The sequence below is a fragment of the Acinetobacter rudis genome (genome assembly GCF_000829675.1).
In the GTDB taxonomy this organism is placed as follows: domain Bacteria; phylum Pseudomonadota; class Gammaproteobacteria; order Pseudomonadales; family Moraxellaceae; genus Acinetobacter; species Acinetobacter rudis.
The window spans coordinates 1-15,928 of sequence record NZ_BBRX01000082.1 but is presented as its reverse complement, the minus strand read 5'-3'; the positions used below and the strand labels follow the sequence as shown (position 1 = coordinate 15,928).

12 protein-coding genes and 1 pseudogene are annotated in these 15,928 nt (G+C 38.9%); all 13 read left to right on the top strand.

Annotated elements, in window-relative coordinates; all coding sequences use genetic code 11:
• Window positions 1-158: 158 nt before the first annotated feature.
• Window positions 159-1,088 carry a phage tail tube protein gene (locus Aru01_RS16140; protein ID WP_016657046.1) on the top strand — a complete coding sequence of 310 codons (930 nt, stop codon included), beginning with the start codon at window positions 159-161 and terminating at the stop codon, window positions 1,086-1,088.
• Complete coding sequence (locus Aru01_RS16135) at window positions 1,088-1,612, top strand: phage-derived protein YdaY family protein (protein WP_016657045.1); 525 nt, start codon at window positions 1,088-1,090, stop codon at window positions 1,610-1,612. The genes Aru01_RS16140 and Aru01_RS16135 overlap by 1 nt, the downstream gene beginning before the upstream one ends.
• A gap of 355 nt (window positions 1,613-1,967) precedes the next feature.
• Entirely contained in the window at window positions 1,968-2,357 is a 390-nt protein-coding gene (locus Aru01_RS16125; RefSeq protein ID WP_016657044.1) for a hypothetical protein, read from the top strand.
• A 129-nt stretch (window positions 2,358-2,486) separates the two neighbouring features.
• Window positions 2,487-2,789: a hypothetical protein gene (locus Aru01_RS16120; protein ID WP_016657043.1), complete on the top strand. Its 303-nt coding sequence runs from the start codon at window positions 2,487-2,489 to the stop codon at window positions 2,787-2,789.
• A 334-nt stretch (window positions 2,790-3,123) separates the two neighbouring features.
• A pseudogene (locus tag Aru01_RS16115) lies at window positions 3,124-6,898 on the top strand (tape measure protein); the annotation flags it as partial.
• A gap of 366 nt (window positions 6,899-7,264) precedes the next feature.
• Window positions 7,265-7,723 carry an Sbal_3080 family lipoprotein gene (locus tag Aru01_RS16110; RefSeq protein WP_016657041.1) on the top strand — a complete coding sequence of 153 codons (459 nt, stop codon included), beginning with the start codon at window positions 7,265-7,267 and terminating at the stop codon, window positions 7,721-7,723.
• 53 nt (window positions 7,724-7,776) lie between these two features.
• Entirely contained in the window at window positions 7,777-8,256 is a 480-nt protein-coding gene (locus Aru01_RS16105) for a hypothetical protein (RefSeq protein ID WP_016657040.1), read from the top strand.
• A complete protein-coding gene (locus Aru01_RS16100) occupies window positions 8,253-8,738 on the top strand; it encodes a DUF1833 family protein (RefSeq protein ID WP_016657039.1) in 486 nt (161 codons plus the stop codon). The genes Aru01_RS16105 and Aru01_RS16100 overlap by 4 nt, the downstream gene beginning before the upstream one ends.
• Complete coding sequence (locus tag Aru01_RS16095; protein WP_016657038.1) at window positions 8,738-9,058, top strand: hypothetical protein; 321 nt, start codon at window positions 8,738-8,740, stop codon at window positions 9,056-9,058. Before Aru01_RS16100 ends, Aru01_RS16095 begins: the two co-directional genes overlap by 1 nt.
• The gene (locus Aru01_RS16090) at window positions 9,055-11,949 is read left to right on the top strand and encodes a host specificity factor TipJ family phage tail protein (protein WP_016657037.1); all 2,895 of its coding nucleotides are present in this window, start codon (window positions 9,055-9,057) and stop codon (window positions 11,947-11,949) included. Before Aru01_RS16095 ends, Aru01_RS16090 begins: the two co-directional genes overlap by 4 nt.
• Window positions 11,950-12,006: 57 nt before the next feature.
• Window positions 12,007-13,857 carry an SGNH/GDSL hydrolase family protein gene (locus tag Aru01_RS16085; RefSeq protein WP_016657036.1) on the top strand — a complete coding sequence of 617 codons (1,851 nt, stop codon included), beginning with the start codon at window positions 12,007-12,009 and terminating at the stop codon, window positions 13,855-13,857.
• Between the two features lie 122 nt (window positions 13,858-13,979).
• The gene (locus Aru01_RS16080; protein WP_016657035.1) at window positions 13,980-14,960 is read left to right on the top strand and encodes a DUF6270 domain-containing protein; all 981 of its coding nucleotides are present in this window, start codon (window positions 13,980-13,982) and stop codon (window positions 14,958-14,960) included.
• A gap of 158 nt (window positions 14,961-15,118) precedes the next feature.
• Window positions 15,119-15,928, top strand: an 810-nt coding sequence (locus tag Aru01_RS16075; RefSeq protein WP_042111603.1) for a hypothetical protein, incomplete at its 3' end; no start/stop codon positions are given.

Below are 15,928 nucleotides of genomic sequence, written 5' to 3'. Positions count from 1 at the left end.
AAGGCAATAAAAACTGGGGGCATAGTTGGCCTAATCAAGAAGCAGATGGGCGATATAAGGTCTTTTTAGATTATGCATTCGGATTACTAAACAGTTAATAATTGATTATTTAAAAACCACCGAAAGGTGGTTTTTATGCCTAAAATAAGGAGGACTCTATGAGTTCAGGCGCAAAGATTCGGCTTTATTATGCAGCCGAAGAGTCACCAGAAAAGTTACCAGCTACGCCCATTTGGAAAACGGTTCGCCGTGTTACCGATGGCCTATCAGAAAATGTAAGTACTGAAGCATCGAACAGTGTTGCGGATGGTCGTTTTCGTCAAGGTGGAATGGCAACTGAATCAGAAATACAGGGTTCGCTTGAAGTAGAAATGGCCATCGGGTTATTTGATGACTTTTGGTCAGCTGTTGCAATGAACGATTGGGATAATGATGCATTAGTATTTGGTGGTGACGTACGTAAAACATTTACACTCGTCAAGGTCTACTCAGATATTGGTCAGATCTTTATCTATCGTGGCGTTCGTATTGGCGAGGTCAGTATGTCAATTGCTACAACAGGAAAGATTACTGCGACTTTTGGAATGGTGGGAACCACATTTGAGCGTACTATGGTTAATCCTGTAGTAAACCCTAAGCCTGTCGATGATGTGGTCTTGGTTTCAGCTTTGAATGTAGGTGATGTGAAAATTAACGATGAAAGCATTGTTGGCACGGCTTGTATGCAATCGCTTGAGCTTTCAATTAATAACAATCTCGAAGCAATTCGCTGTATTGGATCTAAGAAACTCTCAGCAACAACATATTTAGAAAAAATCGTTGATATCACGCTGAACACTCAATACATGTTCTCAGCTCAATCTGCTAACTATATTGATTTGGTGAAATCACGAGATACGATGCCTGTCGAATTTTCGATTGAAGACAGTCGTGGAAATGCTTATGCATTCGAATTTCCTAAATTAGAAGTTGCTGAAGCTAATCATCCTGATGGTGGGGGTGAAGATACGATCACGCTTGATGTGAATTTTAATCATATTCTTGTTTCTCCAAAAATTACACGTATTCCAGCTACAGTAGGCCCTTAATGAAAATTCAAATTGAAGAAAAGAAACCCATTGATGTGCCAAGCGAATGGTGTCCATTTGACGGTGCGAAGTTCTTAATTGCCGGCACTAGTAAGCCTGCTTTTGGTCGTAAGATGGAAATCTTTAGTGCCAAGATTAATCAGGAGCTAAATGGTTATCGTGAAATCACAGATGAATCTGCACAGCTCACACCGCTTGACTACAACAAAGCCTTTGCTGATCTAATCCTAGATTGGGAGGGCGTTATTGATGCTGATGGAAAGCCTATCAAGTATTCAGCAGATATGGCCGAGCAGCTTTGTACTATGGCTATTGATCCCGAAACAAAACAGGGGCTTTCAATGGCCCTTGTTTTATTTGTGTCTGAGCAAGCTGAACTCATTCAGGCTTCTGCAGGTAAAGCTAAAGAGGAGCTATTGGGAAAGTCATTGAGTGCTACCGATATCAATTGCATGGCGCTAAAACCGAACATCAAAAACGTCAGCTCGCAGCGCTCGGTATCAAAGCGAAAGCGCCGAAAATAACACGATTAGCTTTAGCAGTAGTTGATGCATATCACCTGATTTCACGGTCTAGACGATATGAGCAGGGCATCCCGATGCCAATTGATCTATCGGCTATTGCAGCATATTTGGATCAATATGAATCGCCGTGTGTATCTTGGATGTTCGATGACTTCATTATCACTTTGGATAATCTTTTTTTAGAAGAGGCTTATCGGAAGAAGTAGCCCCACTTGATGTGGGGCAATGAAGAAAATAACTTCAATGTCATGAGATCAACTAGTATTTTATGACTCATTAGCAAATCACCTTTGGGTGGATTTTCTTTATCCACTCTGTTACTTTGTGTAAATTTAATGGGGTGGTATTTGTATACATGAAGAATTTATTGGTAGTTGCGGCAATTGGGTTAGGATTAACACTTAGTGGTTGTAGTATCCGAATGGCTGACTTAACAGTTGCTAGTACGAAAAATTACAATTTAAATTCAAATCAGTTTGTTAAAGGTGAGCGAGTAACAGCTGATGATTCAGTTCCAGTTGTTTTGTTTCCTTTAGGTATTCCAGATATGAAAACGGCAATGGATAAAGCAATTGAAAAAAATAAATGCTCAGTGGCTTTGACAGATGTTGTGATAACCAGCCTTAATCATGCTTTTCTTTTTGGTAAGATTGGCTATCGAGTAGAAGGTACGCAGGTACTTGATACAAGCCAACCAAACTGTAAAACAGGAGGTAGCTTAACTGAGGAAGTGGTAAACAAGTGACATTACCAGTTCAAACACATTAAGTGACAACCGCCCTAGTGGCGGTTTTTGATATAAAACAGTAGGTTGGATGGATTAATATTCTGTATAGTGTTATTTTTAACCAAATTAATAAAATGTAGAAAGATTATGACTATTGAAGAAAACAAATCAAATATTGGTGCTGTTGATAGCGAATCCGAGAACTGTAAATTTATAGGGCATCTAGTTTTAGCATTCTCTATTGCGGTTGGTATTCTTTATATTTTTGCATTTGGTAAGGTTGAGACCGTGCGATATTCAGAATATGCGGGAATGATCAAAGAATCATCTTGGTCTATTGTTCAGATTGGTATGGGTGTTTCTGTAGGCTTAAGCGGTTTGTTTTGGTGGTATATCATCCAAAAAATAGGGTCTATTTTGGGCTATTTAGAATCAATTAAGAAGAATTAGAACTAAAGCACTTTAGGGTGCTTTTACAAATGGCGCTTGATGCACTCAAGAAGCAAAACCCCGATAGTTGGAGCTATCGGGGTTTTTGTTTATAGATGAACTTAAAGGAAAATAAGGGAAAAATACTTGTGCCTGAAATTATGGTAGTAGTACTAAAGTGGAGGGCGTAATGGATAAATATGGGTTCTGGAAAGTAACACTTCTTATAGTTCTTATTATTTAAACGTGGAAGTCATCAGAGTTAATTGCTGCAATCAAATCCTAAACCGACCCACCCAAGGTCGTTTTTTTATACCTGCGCTTTAGGCGCTTTTTTTACGCCTGAGGAAAAGTTATGTCCAAGCAAGAAAGTCGTTTGTCCATTGCAATTGAATCACAAGAAGCGGTACGCAATGCAAAAGCAGTACACAAAGAACTTAAGTCTATTCAAGAGACTGGGGACTTTGCGGCAAAGTCAGTTAAAGGTACATCAAAGTCTCTAACAACATTCTCACAAGAAGGTGCCAAAGGTGCATCTTCAGCTAAAGTATTCGCTGGTCAGATTGGATCAGTTGGTACTCAATCAAAAATGGCCAGTGATGGTTTGGGTAAAGTCACTCAAAGTTCAAATGCTTCTGTAGCATCAATGAACGTGGCGAGCACAGCTGCACAGGCTTTAGCTTCACGTATTATGGCGATTGCTACAGTTGGTGCTGCTGTATCTAAGATGGATGCTTTTGCAGGATTTGAGAACCGTTTAAAGCTAGTAACAACGAGCCAAACGGAACTCAATCAAGCAATGAATGACACTTTCCGTATTGCTCAAAGTTCTCGCCAAGAATGGGATTCAGTTGTTCAGGTGTATCAACGTTTCAATGATAATGCCAAAACACTCGGCATTGATATGAAGAAGACTGCTGAGCTTACTGAAACAGTATCAAAAGCTGTGGCTATTTCTGGAGCGAGTGCTGCATCTGCTGAGGCAGCGTTAACCCAATTTGGACAAGCATTAGCTTCAGGCGTGTTGCGTGGTGAAGAACTTAACTCTGTCATGGAGCAAACACCTGGTCTTTCCAAAGCAATCGCACAAGGTATGGGTATCACCATTGGTCAACTTCGTGCTGTAGCAGCTGAAGGTAAAATCACCACAGGTGTTTTAGTTGATGCTTTAACAAAATCAAAAGACAATGTTGATGAGTTGTTTAATCGTACCGATATGACTATTGGTCAGTCGATGACAACGCTCAATAACGAAATAACAAAGTTTGTTGGTGAGGCTGGAAAAACAAGTGGTGCAGCTCAGGCAATCGCCCAGTCTATTCAATTGATCTCTGAAAACCTTAGTACAATCTCAAGTGTTGCGATGCTTGGTGGTGTAGCGTACTTAACAAAGGCCATTCTAACCAAAGGTAATGCTTTACGGAAAAATGCCAGTGATGCTTTAGCAGCTCGATCTGCTGTTCAGGTATTAGCAGTTCAAGAGCAACAGTTAGCTGTAGCTGTACTGAATGATGCTAAGGCCCATCTTGCTAGTGTCCAAGCAACAGGTGCAGCAACTCAAGCCAAGTACGGGGCAACAGCTGCAGCACTACGATATAAGCAAGCACTTGATCAAGTAAGCATTGCTCAGGCAAAGGTTGATAGTCTTGGTGGAGGTTTAGCGAAATTCGGAAACATTGCATCAAAAGGATTGGCCTTAGTTGGTGGTCCTATTGGTGCTTTAACGATTGGCATTACAGGTGCTAGTGCTGCTTATGGTTATTTTTCAGGTAAAGCTGAAGAAGCTACTACGAAGATTAAGCAGCAAGGGGAAGCGGCAGACAAGACTGCTGATGAGCTTAAAAAGTTGGAGGGTCGGGAAAAGGCACTTACAGAAAACAATTTATCCGAAGCATTTGAAGCTGAAAACAAAAAGCTTAAAGAGCTCAACTTCACTTTTAATGCTCATGTGATTGCTATCCAAAATGCCCACAAAGGCAATGTTGAAATAGCTGATATTTCCAATCAAGTGCGTCAGGGTATTATTTCACAAGAGGAAGCAGTCAAACGCCTCAACGCACTTAACTTCATCGAACCACAGCAATTTAAGCAATTGAAAGATGCTAATTTTGCTTATGATGATCAACGTATTGTTGTACAAAAAAATGCTGATGCTCAGGGGCATTTAGGTACACAGGTTAAGCTTGCAGGGAATGAGGCAAGCAACGCTCAAGGAAAGAATGCTGCATTAGCAAATTCACATGATTTAGTTACAACAGCTGCCAATAAGGAGGCGGGTGCTCAACAGGAGTTAGCGAAGCAACGTTTGGCAGCGATTCAAGCATCAAGTTTGGAGGAAAACGCCAAGAACCAGCGCTGGATTAACAACGTTAATGCTGCTGGAGGTGGTGAGTATGGTGTGAAGTGGGGTAACTTCATGGAGAAATGGTTGGCTGATAAGAAGATCTCTTCTAGTCAGGCATTAACAACCGAGCAGTTAAAAATAGCCCACAATGATTTTCTTATTTTGCAAAAAAGAGAAAATCTACAGGATCAAATCACCAAGCAGACGCAAGCCCAAACCAAAGCTGAACGAGAGAAAACGAAGGAGATTGATAAGCAAAACCAACTCCTCGCAAATGGTGCTCGCCTTGTTGGAATTTCTGGTAATAGTGGAAAAAGCACAGGACCACATTTACACGTTCAATATCCAATGGGATCAAATAAAGGCGGTGTTACTAAAGAACATTTAGCTAGATTTCAACTAGGTGGGAAAACACTAAATCCCAACAATAGCAATTCTCCTTATGGAAAGATTCGTTCAGATGGTAAACCCCATGGTGGCTGGGACTTTAGGACACCAGTAGGCACACCAATTACGACGAATGTTGCTGTCAAAAGTGTTACTACTCATCAAGGTAAAAATGCAGGTCACTACTCTAGAGTAACATTTGAGGATGGTGTTGTTATTGATTTAATGCATCAAGTTCCTGGTATTGATAAGAAGCTTGCTAAGGGTGCTAGTGATGGCAAGGCTAACTCTCGAACTTATGCCCAACAGGAGCGAGATGAGGCTCAATTCGCCAAAGAAGGAGAAACCCTTAAAACTGACTACTACACCACTGCCCAAAAAGATGCCTCTGATCATCAAAAGCGTATGACTGATCTCCGTAAGCATGGTCTCACCAAAGAAATGGAAATGGAGAAAGAGCGTTATGAATATACCAAGCAACTTAGAGAGCTTGAGCAGGTTCTTGAGGCTGATGGTTGGCGCTGGGTTGGTGAGACGAAGATTAATAATGATGCTGCAGTGAATGCACTTCGAATCAAAGCCAGTATGGATTTCGGTAAGGAGGAAAAAGCTGTATACCTGAAGTCCTTGGAAGAGAAGCGCCAGTTAGATGTAGACGTCTTTAGATCTGCTCAGCAAGAAAAGCAACGTGTTTATGAGCAAGAAATTGCTAAGCGTCGTCGTGAAATTGATGATCGTATGGCGCGTACTAAAATGGATGATAATGAATATCAGATTTACTCGGTTACCAGAGAGAAGACCGATGCGCTTTCTAATAATGATGACCAATATCTGAGGGAGATTGAAGATATTAAAGCGCAGCATGCTGCTAAGGAGATACTTTATGATGAGCACTTAAAACGCTTAGAAACTGCTAAGAAATTGCATGCTGATAATGAGCAAGCCATTAATCTAGAAGCGGCCAAGAAGAGTGAGGAAGTGCTTAAAGGGCAGTATGAAGCTCAAATGCAAATGTATGGTCAACTATTATCACAGACCTCCACGATATGGGGTGATATGACTCAAATGATTAAAGATGCAAAGGGTGAAAACTCTAGAACCTATCGTGCAATGTTCTATATACAAAAAGAAATGGCGATAGCGCAGCAGATTATCAATACAGAGTTGGCAGCCTCAGCAACTACAGCGCAAACAGGTATATTTGGTTTACCTGCAGCAGCAGTTATTCGTGCAACCGGTTATGCGGGTGTTGCCCTCATCAAGGCGCAGCAGTATATGGGTACTTTTGCGGATGGTGGGTATACTGGTCGAGGGGGTAAATACGATCCAGCTGGTATTGTCCATAAAGGAGAAGTTGTTTGGTCACAAGAAGATATTAAGCGTTGGGGTGGGCCTGTCAATGTTGATCTGATGCGTCAAGGTTCTCCTCAATCAAATCCGATGCTTGAAAGAAAGCGATTGGCTGCGATTGGGGAGGCGAAAGTTGATACAGCACAACCTATTAATATCCAGCCTCAAATCAACATCCTCACACTACCCGGTCAAACAGCTGATGTTGAGTGGAATAATGGAGTTTTAGAGGTTCGGATGCGAAAGATTGCTGAGGATGTTAATAAGCAGTCTTGGAGAAATCTAGGCCGACCAAGTTCCGATGAGTCGAAAGCTATTCGACAGCACACAACAGCAAGACCGGCCCGCTAGTTTAAGAAGTAGATTTTTCAAAATCAACCTGCTATTTTGTGTTCAACTTAATGGGGTTAAGTAAATGAAAAATATATTTTTATTAGCATTGCTTGGGGTTGGTTTATCTGGATGTACAGCTATACAAGTAAATAATGTAACAGGGTTTAATCCTGATTCAATAAGACAGGTATGTGTTGTTCACAACCCTAAGGTGATTATTAAAGACTTTGATAATCTGGTTGAAAAAAGCTTTGAGAGATATGGTGTTGATGCAAAAACAGTTAAGGAGTCTGATGATCTGAGTTTATGTCAGACGACACTTAACTACACAGCTTTACGCTCGTGGGATTTAGCACCATATATGGTTTCTGCTCAATTTAATCTTATTCAAGGTGGTCGCCAAGTTTCAGAAGCATCATTTAGATTAAAAGGAAATGGTGGTATGGCGCTTAATAAATGGCGAAGTACTGAAACAAAGATTAATGAACTTGTTGATCAATTGTTGAATAAAGCGCCCAAAAAGGTAGCAGGCAACGAATAAGCGCAAATAAAAATACACAAACCCACTTCGGTGGGTTTTTTATTGGAAAAATCATGCACACATTAATGTATTGCTCCACTCAAAGTGGATATTCAGCACAGGTCGGTGATGGTGTGATTTCTCAAGAGCTTGATGGTGGAGCACCCCGTCATCGTCGAGCTTTAAAAGGAACATATCACACAGCAAGTGTGCGATGGGTGGTTAGAAAAGGTGGTTATCAATACTTGATGGCTTTCTATCGAGTATGGGCAAGAAATCCATCACAAAGGTTTTTAGCTAAACTTTGTATTGACGATCCGATTGTTCAGCCATACCAGTGTTATTTTGTCGGCACTCCAACATTGAGCAGCAAGGAAGGACCAGTCTATACGGTCACAGCTCAATTTAGAGTTAAACCATTAAATATAGATCCTGCCATGGATGATTTGATTGTGGGTGTTGGTGATGAGGCACAGGATCTAGCGGAACTAAACGACCTATTAGACCATCTTGTGAATGAAGCTATGCCAAATGCATTAAAGGAGATTAAATGAGTAATTACGCTTCTTTTTATCTTGATGCACCAGGATCAATTGTGCAGCTTGAGTGTATAGAAATATCACATCCAAGTTTCTCACAAGTTTATCGTTATGTCAGAAATGATGAAGATGGCGTGATTGCTGGTGGCAATGCATATCTCTATCAACCTATGTCGATTAAGCGAAATAATGTCACCAATGATTTAGAGCAAACCACCTCTATTACATTTGCCGATATGGATGATTCTCTTGCTGATGCCATCAAGGATATTCAAAAAAGCCAGTGGCCACGTGAAAGGCCTAAGTTTGCTTTGAAGATTTTTCGTGATGATGATTTAGGTCAGCCCATAGAGCAGCTGCAAACTTTGGAAATTCCGACAGTATCAAAGAATAGCGAGGGATTAATGACCTTTGATGCTCAAGCACCTGAATTAAACAGTGTAAAAACTGGTTTGCTTTATACATTCAAGGATTACCCATTACTACGAGGGATCTAATGTCTATTGATAATTTATTAGATCGAACATGGTCTAACGAATACACCTGTAATGAATTTGCTATTGAGGCTTGGATGCAGATTACAGGTGAAGATATTGCTAAACGGCTTCAAGACAGTCTTAATGGCCAGAAGCCATTTAAAAAACTTAGGAAACAGAAATCCCCCTGCATTGTCTATATGACAAACAATGATCGAAGCTCAACACATGTTGGGCTTTTTTATTGCGATAAACTTTTGCATTTAACGCCGTGTGGTGTGCAGTTCATTCCTTTGGAGTTTATGCAGAATCATTTTAAGGAAGTGAGATTCTATAAATGAAGAAAGTCACTATTGTTCATGATCAGCATGATAATTCTAAAAATGAATATTTTGAGGTAGACGACTTAAGCAAATTTCTAGTTGAGTACTTTAAAGGCAAACGGCCTGTTAATTTACAGTTTTATCACAACGGGGTATCAAGACAGACAATTGTTACTCCTAAAACTATTGCTGATATTGAGTATCTAGAAAATCTTACAGGCACAATCTATGTAGTGATTCATCCAGCATATGGATGGCTTATCTATGTTTATTATGCAATAGTGGCGGTCATGGCAGCATATAGTGTTTATGCTGTTCTAACGATGCCAAAACCTCCATCACAAGCAAGTGGTTCAGCAAACAATGAATTGGCACAGCGTAGTAATAGACCACGCCTCAATGGCCGCATACCTGATATCTATGGTGAGGTTCGCTCATTTTCTGATTTGATCGCGCAAGTCTATACCAAGTATATTGATAACATTGAAGTTGAAGAATGTGTGCTGTGTATTGGTCGAGGTTATTACCAGATTCGAGATATGAAAGATGGTGATACGGATGTGGGCAATATCAATGGAATGGCAGTATCTGTCTATAACCCAAATAATTCCCTCATTGGTCCTGCGGACTGGCGTATAGGTGCTGAATTTACACACCTCCCACTTGAGGTCCAGAAGAGTGAGTCAATCAATGGCCAGTCTTTAAAACAACCCAACGATGTAAAGTTAACATCCAATGAAATTTGGTTTGAAGCACCTAATCTTATTAAGTGTTCATCTTCGATTGATTTTACCCATGGTTTTGCAAGTGGCGACAATATCGCAATCCAAAATGCGGTATTTGGCGTTTCTGATGTCATTTTGACTGGTGAGATGCTGATTAAGCAGAACAATCATATCGTGATTGAAACGACACGCGATATTGACAATGTGAGCTTATTTACTGGGTTGCAACTCACTGGTGCTACGGTTGAGATCGTAACTGAAGAAACAGTGACTAGGATTGCCCCAAAGTTTAATGAAAGGGGAAATCCCGCATTAGATTTAAATGGTGATCAAATTTTTGAAAGTGTGACAGAGGCTGTTGAGAAGAAGGTAACACGGGATTTATCTGGACAATACACCGTTGCAGCAATTCAAAAGACAACCATTCCGACTGGATTTCATTACGACATTGCCTTAACCAATCCACATTATGTGAATCCAAGCTGGGCATTGTTAAATGATGATTATCAGATTATTGCAGGAGCACTGCTCAATAAAAACACTCAGGGTATTACGTTAAATGGTGCTTATACCATTTCAAGTTTAACCCCGAATGTTATTGCACTCGTTAACCCTGCTGCAATTAACAATGAGTGGGAAAAGCTTTACACACTTCCAAGTAAGAGTACTGCTGGTCAAGCAGTTTCTGTGCAACTTGATGGCGTGAGTAATAAGTGGGTAGGGTGGTTTAATGTAGATATGTCGAATGCTGAGGGCATGTCCATAAATCTCACTTGGCCACAGGGACTGTATTGGCAATCCAAATCTGGTCGACGAGATCCAACTGAATCAAAGGTCTTAATTGAGTATCAGCAAGTTGATGATAATGGGAATGTAATAGGTGCTGTTCAGCAGCGAGTTTTATTTTTCCGTGAATACAATCTATCTCAGTTTGGCAGAACATTAGAAATTAATTTTAATTTCGTGGGTAGCTTCCGTTTTCGAGCTTGTTTGGACTGGTACACAGATGATTCATACCATGGCGAAGTTAAGATTAAGGATGTCTTTGCTTTTGCCAAGACAGATAAGCATTCTTATGATGGTATCACCGTTATTCGGACAATTACACCTGCTACAGATGGTGCATTATCGGTAAAAGATCGAAAGCTCAATTGTCTAGTCAGACGAATGTTGCCTGTCGATGGTGTTGGAGAACTACAGCCAACTAAAGATGCTGGTCAGATTCTTATTAATATGGCTTTAGATCCTTATATTGGTCGACGTTCTTTACATGAAATCGATATTGATCAAATTAAGTCAGAGATTCAAAAGGTCAAAGACTATTTTGGTAGTGATAAGGCTGTTGAGTTTTGCTATACATTTGATGATGACAAGCTCTCATTTGAAGAGCAGGTTGGCATGGTGGCGAGCGCTTGTTTCTGTGAAGCGTATCGTTATGGTAATAAGATCAGATTTAAGTTTGAACAACCTCAACCTAACTCTGTATTACTGTTTAATCATCGAAATAAAGTGCCTGGTTCTGAAAAGCGTACTTGGACCATTGGAATCAATAAAGACTATGACGGTGTTGAGTTAGAGTGGACTGATCCAAGTGATGATACTCGAACTACTTATTCTGTTCCTGAGGGCGGTGGTGCTAAAAACCCACTTAAGATCACCACTTCTGGTATTAGAAACGAAGCACAGGCTAAAACACGTGCTTGGCGTGAATGGAATAAGCTTCTGTACCAAACAGAGTCGGTTGAATTTGATGCTCTAGATGAGTCTAATTTGCTGCAGCGAAATGATCGAATACTTGTGGCAGATGGAACCAGTCTTGAAACACAAGATGGTGAGATTGAAAGTGTCGATGTTTTAACGCTGACCTTGTCTCAGGTTGTGAATTTTGATGATGGTCAGCTCTACTACATTCATCTTCAAATGCCTGATGCATCGATTGATATTATTCAATGTCTAAAGGCAGAGCAGAGTAATCAGGTTATTTTAACCCGTGCACCACGTATGCCATTGGTTATTGATGATGATCGTTATATCAGAACAACATATTCAATTATCAAGGCAAGCGATACAGATAAGCAGGCTTTTCTGCTTACTGAAATGTCACCCAATGATGCTATGACCAACAAACTCACTTGTATTAACTACGATGATCGTTACTACGAGAAAGATCATTCATTTTTCTAAATAAACTTAAATTCAGGCCACCTTCGGGGGGCTTTTTTGATGCCTGGAGAAAGACAGATGGCAGATAAAATTGTGACTGTTCAACAGTTGATTGATGCAAATGGTAACTGCCAATCGTGGGAAAAGTATTGGGATGGAAAGGCGGATGAAGATGTTCAAACCATTCGCGGTAAGCACTATCCAACGCATGCAAAGACTCAAAAGTTAATGCTTGATAATGGTGGTTATCGTGGGTTTAAAGATAAGGAAGCAATACTAGCCTATAAACCTAGTATTCCACATGTTGTCGTCAAGGATCTTGAGACTTTTAAGTTGTGGCAATGGGATGGTACTCAATGGCACGACACTGGTTTAAGTGAGTTGGATCAGGCAAAAGACTACACTGATTTGCTGTCAAAAAAAGTAATAACATTACCAAGTGGTAGCCTGAATAATGCAAAGAATGTAGGAAATTACTTGCTGATACCTGGCAATACTTACTCAGATCTACCACCAACAGTTGTTGTTGATGAACATGTGGTTTTAAGTGTTAAACCAGCCACTGGAGGTTTTTTTGAACAACAACTAAATAGATTAAATACACCAACAATTAAGTGGGGACGATCCTGTCGAGCTTCGGATGGGGTGGGGATTTGGCGATCTCCAGTAGCTAAATTTATTGGTGTAGTGGATTCAGTTGATCCTACGAGTCTTACAGTTGATGGTGGTTATGTATTAACAAATGGGATTAATTTACCAAAGGGATTTAGTGGAGCTGCATTGGTTAATATTAGTACCGATGGAAGTTTTAAGTCAGTAACAGTTAAACAAACAGATGGCCGAAATAAGTTTGAAAAAGTAGGTGGCGGGAACTGGATAGAGTTAACGCCATTTGCTCTAACAAATGACCGATTCCCAAGTAATTACAACTTCAGAGGGTTGTTTACAGATGCCGACTGTAATTCATTTTTAAGTGAGGGTAATTACCTTCTTAATGGAAAGTATATTAATGGGCCAAAAGGTTTTAAAGACACATTGAAAATCAATGTTAGTGTATTTGGCTCCTTTATAGTACATCGTGCTACTAGTACAGAGCACAATGGTGAAATACAAGAAAGACAATCATCATTGGTAGGTGGTGTTAGGGTTTGGACTGAATGGGGTGGACCAACTTCTAGTGGTGGTATGTCTTCACTTTCAGGGAAAACAATAGCTTTTCTTGGTGACTCAATTGTAGAGCAGGGTGACTATCCAGAGCGTATTGGCAATATGCATGGTGCAACTATTCATAAGTTTGGTTTTGGTGGTTGTAGAGCCGGTCGCTACACATCTAGTCCAGATGGGTATGATAAGCAGTGTTTATATAACATTGCTAAGTGCATAAATATGAATGATTACTCTAGCCTTATAGCAGGTGCAGAATGGACTCGTGATAATAAAAATGACGACAATACACCGCAGGCTAACGCGATGGCAAATCTAGACTGGAACAAAGTAGATATTCTGGTTATTGCATTTGGTACAAATGATTGGACAGGTACGCCAAAAGGGTCAGAACTTGAAGCGGATGCAGAAGGTAAAACATTTAAAGGGGCGATGTGTTTTGCAGTAGAGCAGATACAGGAAAGATATCCTCATTTGCAACTTATATTGGTTGGCATGTCTTACAGACTCATAACACCACAAAGCCCTATAAGTGATAATTCAGACGATACTCCAACACCGAATGGCTACCTCAGAGAATTCCAACAAGCATTACTAGACGTGGCTGATAAGTATCATGTACCAGCATTTGATATGTACAGCAATAGCGGTGTAAATCGCTATAACTATACATACTATTTACGTGATGGTATTCATCCAAAAGCGATAGAAGGTAATAAACATTGGGCAAGTAAAATTGGTTCATTCCTAAGTTCAAATTTGTAAAATCACTTTACCATTACCAGTTGCATTATTTCGTGGCTGGTAATTTTATTTATAATGAGGCGTTGGAGTGATTGTACCTTTGCTGTAAGCTTGCTATTAGTGATAGGTTGGTAGCTATATATATGTCAATTAAAGTTTTTATTCAGGGAAGTTGTGTAACTAGGGACGCATTTCCATTTTCAGAAGGTTACGATATTGTGCATTATGGTGCTCGATCATCTTTAGCAACATTGGCTTCCAACAAAATAAATGCAAATTATGACCTTAGCTCGATTAGCTCTGACTTTCAAAGACGTATGCTTGTTGATGATCACAATAGAAATTTACTAGCTAATATTGAAGATAAAGACTTTGATATTTTTATTTTAGATTTTATTGATGAACGAGATGGTTTAATAAATATTGATGGTAATGGGTTTGTTACAAATCTTCCAGAATTTAGAAGTTTAGATTTAGAGAAACAGTCAAGTCAGGTGTTAAAGATTGAACCAAGATCAGATGAACTTTTTAATTTATTCTGCTCTGGATTTGATAGATTGTATTCAAAGTTGGTTGAAATAAACAAACAAGATTGTTGCTGTATTAATCAGGTCTATTGGGCGAAAATAAAGGATGATGGCACTAAAATCTATGGTAATACAGACTATATTGATGAAGAGAATAAGTTTCTAGAAAAAATATATAACTATATTCGCCAAAATTATAGTGATGTCAGATTCATGACATATGAGTCATCAAAGTTAATTGCAAATTCAAAACATAAATGGGGTTTAACACCATTTCATTATGTTGATGATGTTTATAAAACATTCTTGAGTAATCTTGAAAAGAAATTAGCATCATTGGTTTATATTATTGATATTACGCAAAATAAGTTTAGGGATAATCTGTTCTTTGCAGGAATTATTGATTCTAACTTAAATCTAGAATACGCAGCATACCTGTACAAAAATGGTGAAAAAATTGATGATATTTTTTATCAGAGTATGCCAATATTTAAGTTTAAATATGATGGCGATGGTGATTATATGATTAGATTGTTTTGCCGAGTAAAAGGTACAAACATTAAAAATACTCAGTATTCAGTGCCGATTAAATTTTAATATTATCTTAACTTAGAAAAATCTCAATGGCCCATTCTTTGATTAGAGTGGGTTTTTTTATGTCTAAAATTTGAAGAGAGGAGAACAAAACTATCTAGTAGTAATCATTATTAATACTAGATAAGATGATTATATATTTCAATAACTTGGAGAAAGAAATGAATGCGAATAATCAAAAAGCTTTAAATACTGTAATAACTGATACTGAAATTAAGACATGGTCTGGGAGAACACAGTTTGATACAAATACTGATTATGTCAACCTCCATGATTTTTGTAAGTGTAACGGAACCGACGAGTCAGAAGAGTTTGAGAAAGCTATTTTAAAAGCAAGATCTAGCAATAAAAAGCTCATAAGTTTTAATGGTAAAATCTTGATATCTAGAGACATAAGTCTCCGCCATTTAAATTTTGATTTATCTGCAACTGAGATAAAACTTATAAATTGCACTATTCATGTTGGGGCCAGTGGATCTTCATCATTAACAAAAGATCAAAGACTTGGTATTGTTTACAATAATTCTTTTACACTAAAACCTTCAATATTAAGTTTACCTAGTGTAAAAGTTTGGGGGAGTAAATGTCTAAAATTTACTTTTGATCAAATAGATTATCTATTGTTATATGCATCAACAGATCCAAGTGTTTATCCTAGAGATTCAAGTATTTCTTATAGCTCATTTACTGGTGAACTAGTTACACGGTTGGAATTTAATACAGATTCTCGATACGAAAATGGTCAAGAGGCGGATGGTCCAGGTAGTAGAAGTCAGTGGATTAATAGTAATTTTTTTTATATTTCTAGAATTATGGGGATAGATATAAAAGGTAGTTATCAACACAATGGTAACGTATTTTATAACTCAACACTTGAAACAACTGAAGCGTATCTTAATCTTGAGGTTGGAAATAAGAATGTATTCTTAAATATTAGGACTGAGGGCTATCCCAAGATATTCTTAAGCGCA

Coding starts and splice junctions, on each gene's coding strand:
- Aru01_RS16100 (WP_016657039.1), top strand. CDS start 8,253: ATGAGTAATTACGCTTCTTTTTATCTTGATGCACCAGGATCAATTGTG.
- Aru01_RS16125 (WP_016657044.1), top strand. CDS start 1,968: ATGAAGAATTTATTGGTAGTTGCGGCAATTGGGTTAGGATTAACACTT.
- Aru01_RS16085 (WP_016657036.1), top strand. CDS start 12,007: ATGGCAGATAAAATTGTGACTGTTCAACAGTTGATTGATGCAAATGGT.
- Aru01_RS16135 (WP_016657045.1), top strand. CDS start 1,088: ATGAAAATTCAAATTGAAGAAAAGAAACCCATTGATGTGCCAAGCGAA.
- Aru01_RS16090 (WP_016657037.1), top strand. CDS start 9,055: ATGAAGAAAGTCACTATTGTTCATGATCAGCATGATAATTCTAAAAAT.
- Aru01_RS16140 (WP_016657046.1), top strand. CDS start 159: ATGAGTTCAGGCGCAAAGATTCGGCTTTATTATGCAGCCGAAGAGTCA.
- Aru01_RS16105 (WP_016657040.1), top strand. CDS start 7,777: ATGCACACATTAATGTATTGCTCCACTCAAAGTGGATATTCAGCACAG.
- Aru01_RS16080 (WP_016657035.1), top strand. CDS start 13,980: ATGTCAATTAAAGTTTTTATTCAGGGAAGTTGTGTAACTAGGGACGCA.
- Aru01_RS16110 (WP_016657041.1), top strand. CDS start 7,265: ATGAAAAATATATTTTTATTAGCATTGCTTGGGGTTGGTTTATCTGGA.
- Aru01_RS16120 (WP_016657043.1), top strand. CDS start 2,487: ATGACTATTGAAGAAAACAAATCAAATATTGGTGCTGTTGATAGCGAA.
- Aru01_RS16095 (WP_016657038.1), top strand. CDS start 8,738: ATGTCTATTGATAATTTATTAGATCGAACATGGTCTAACGAATACACC.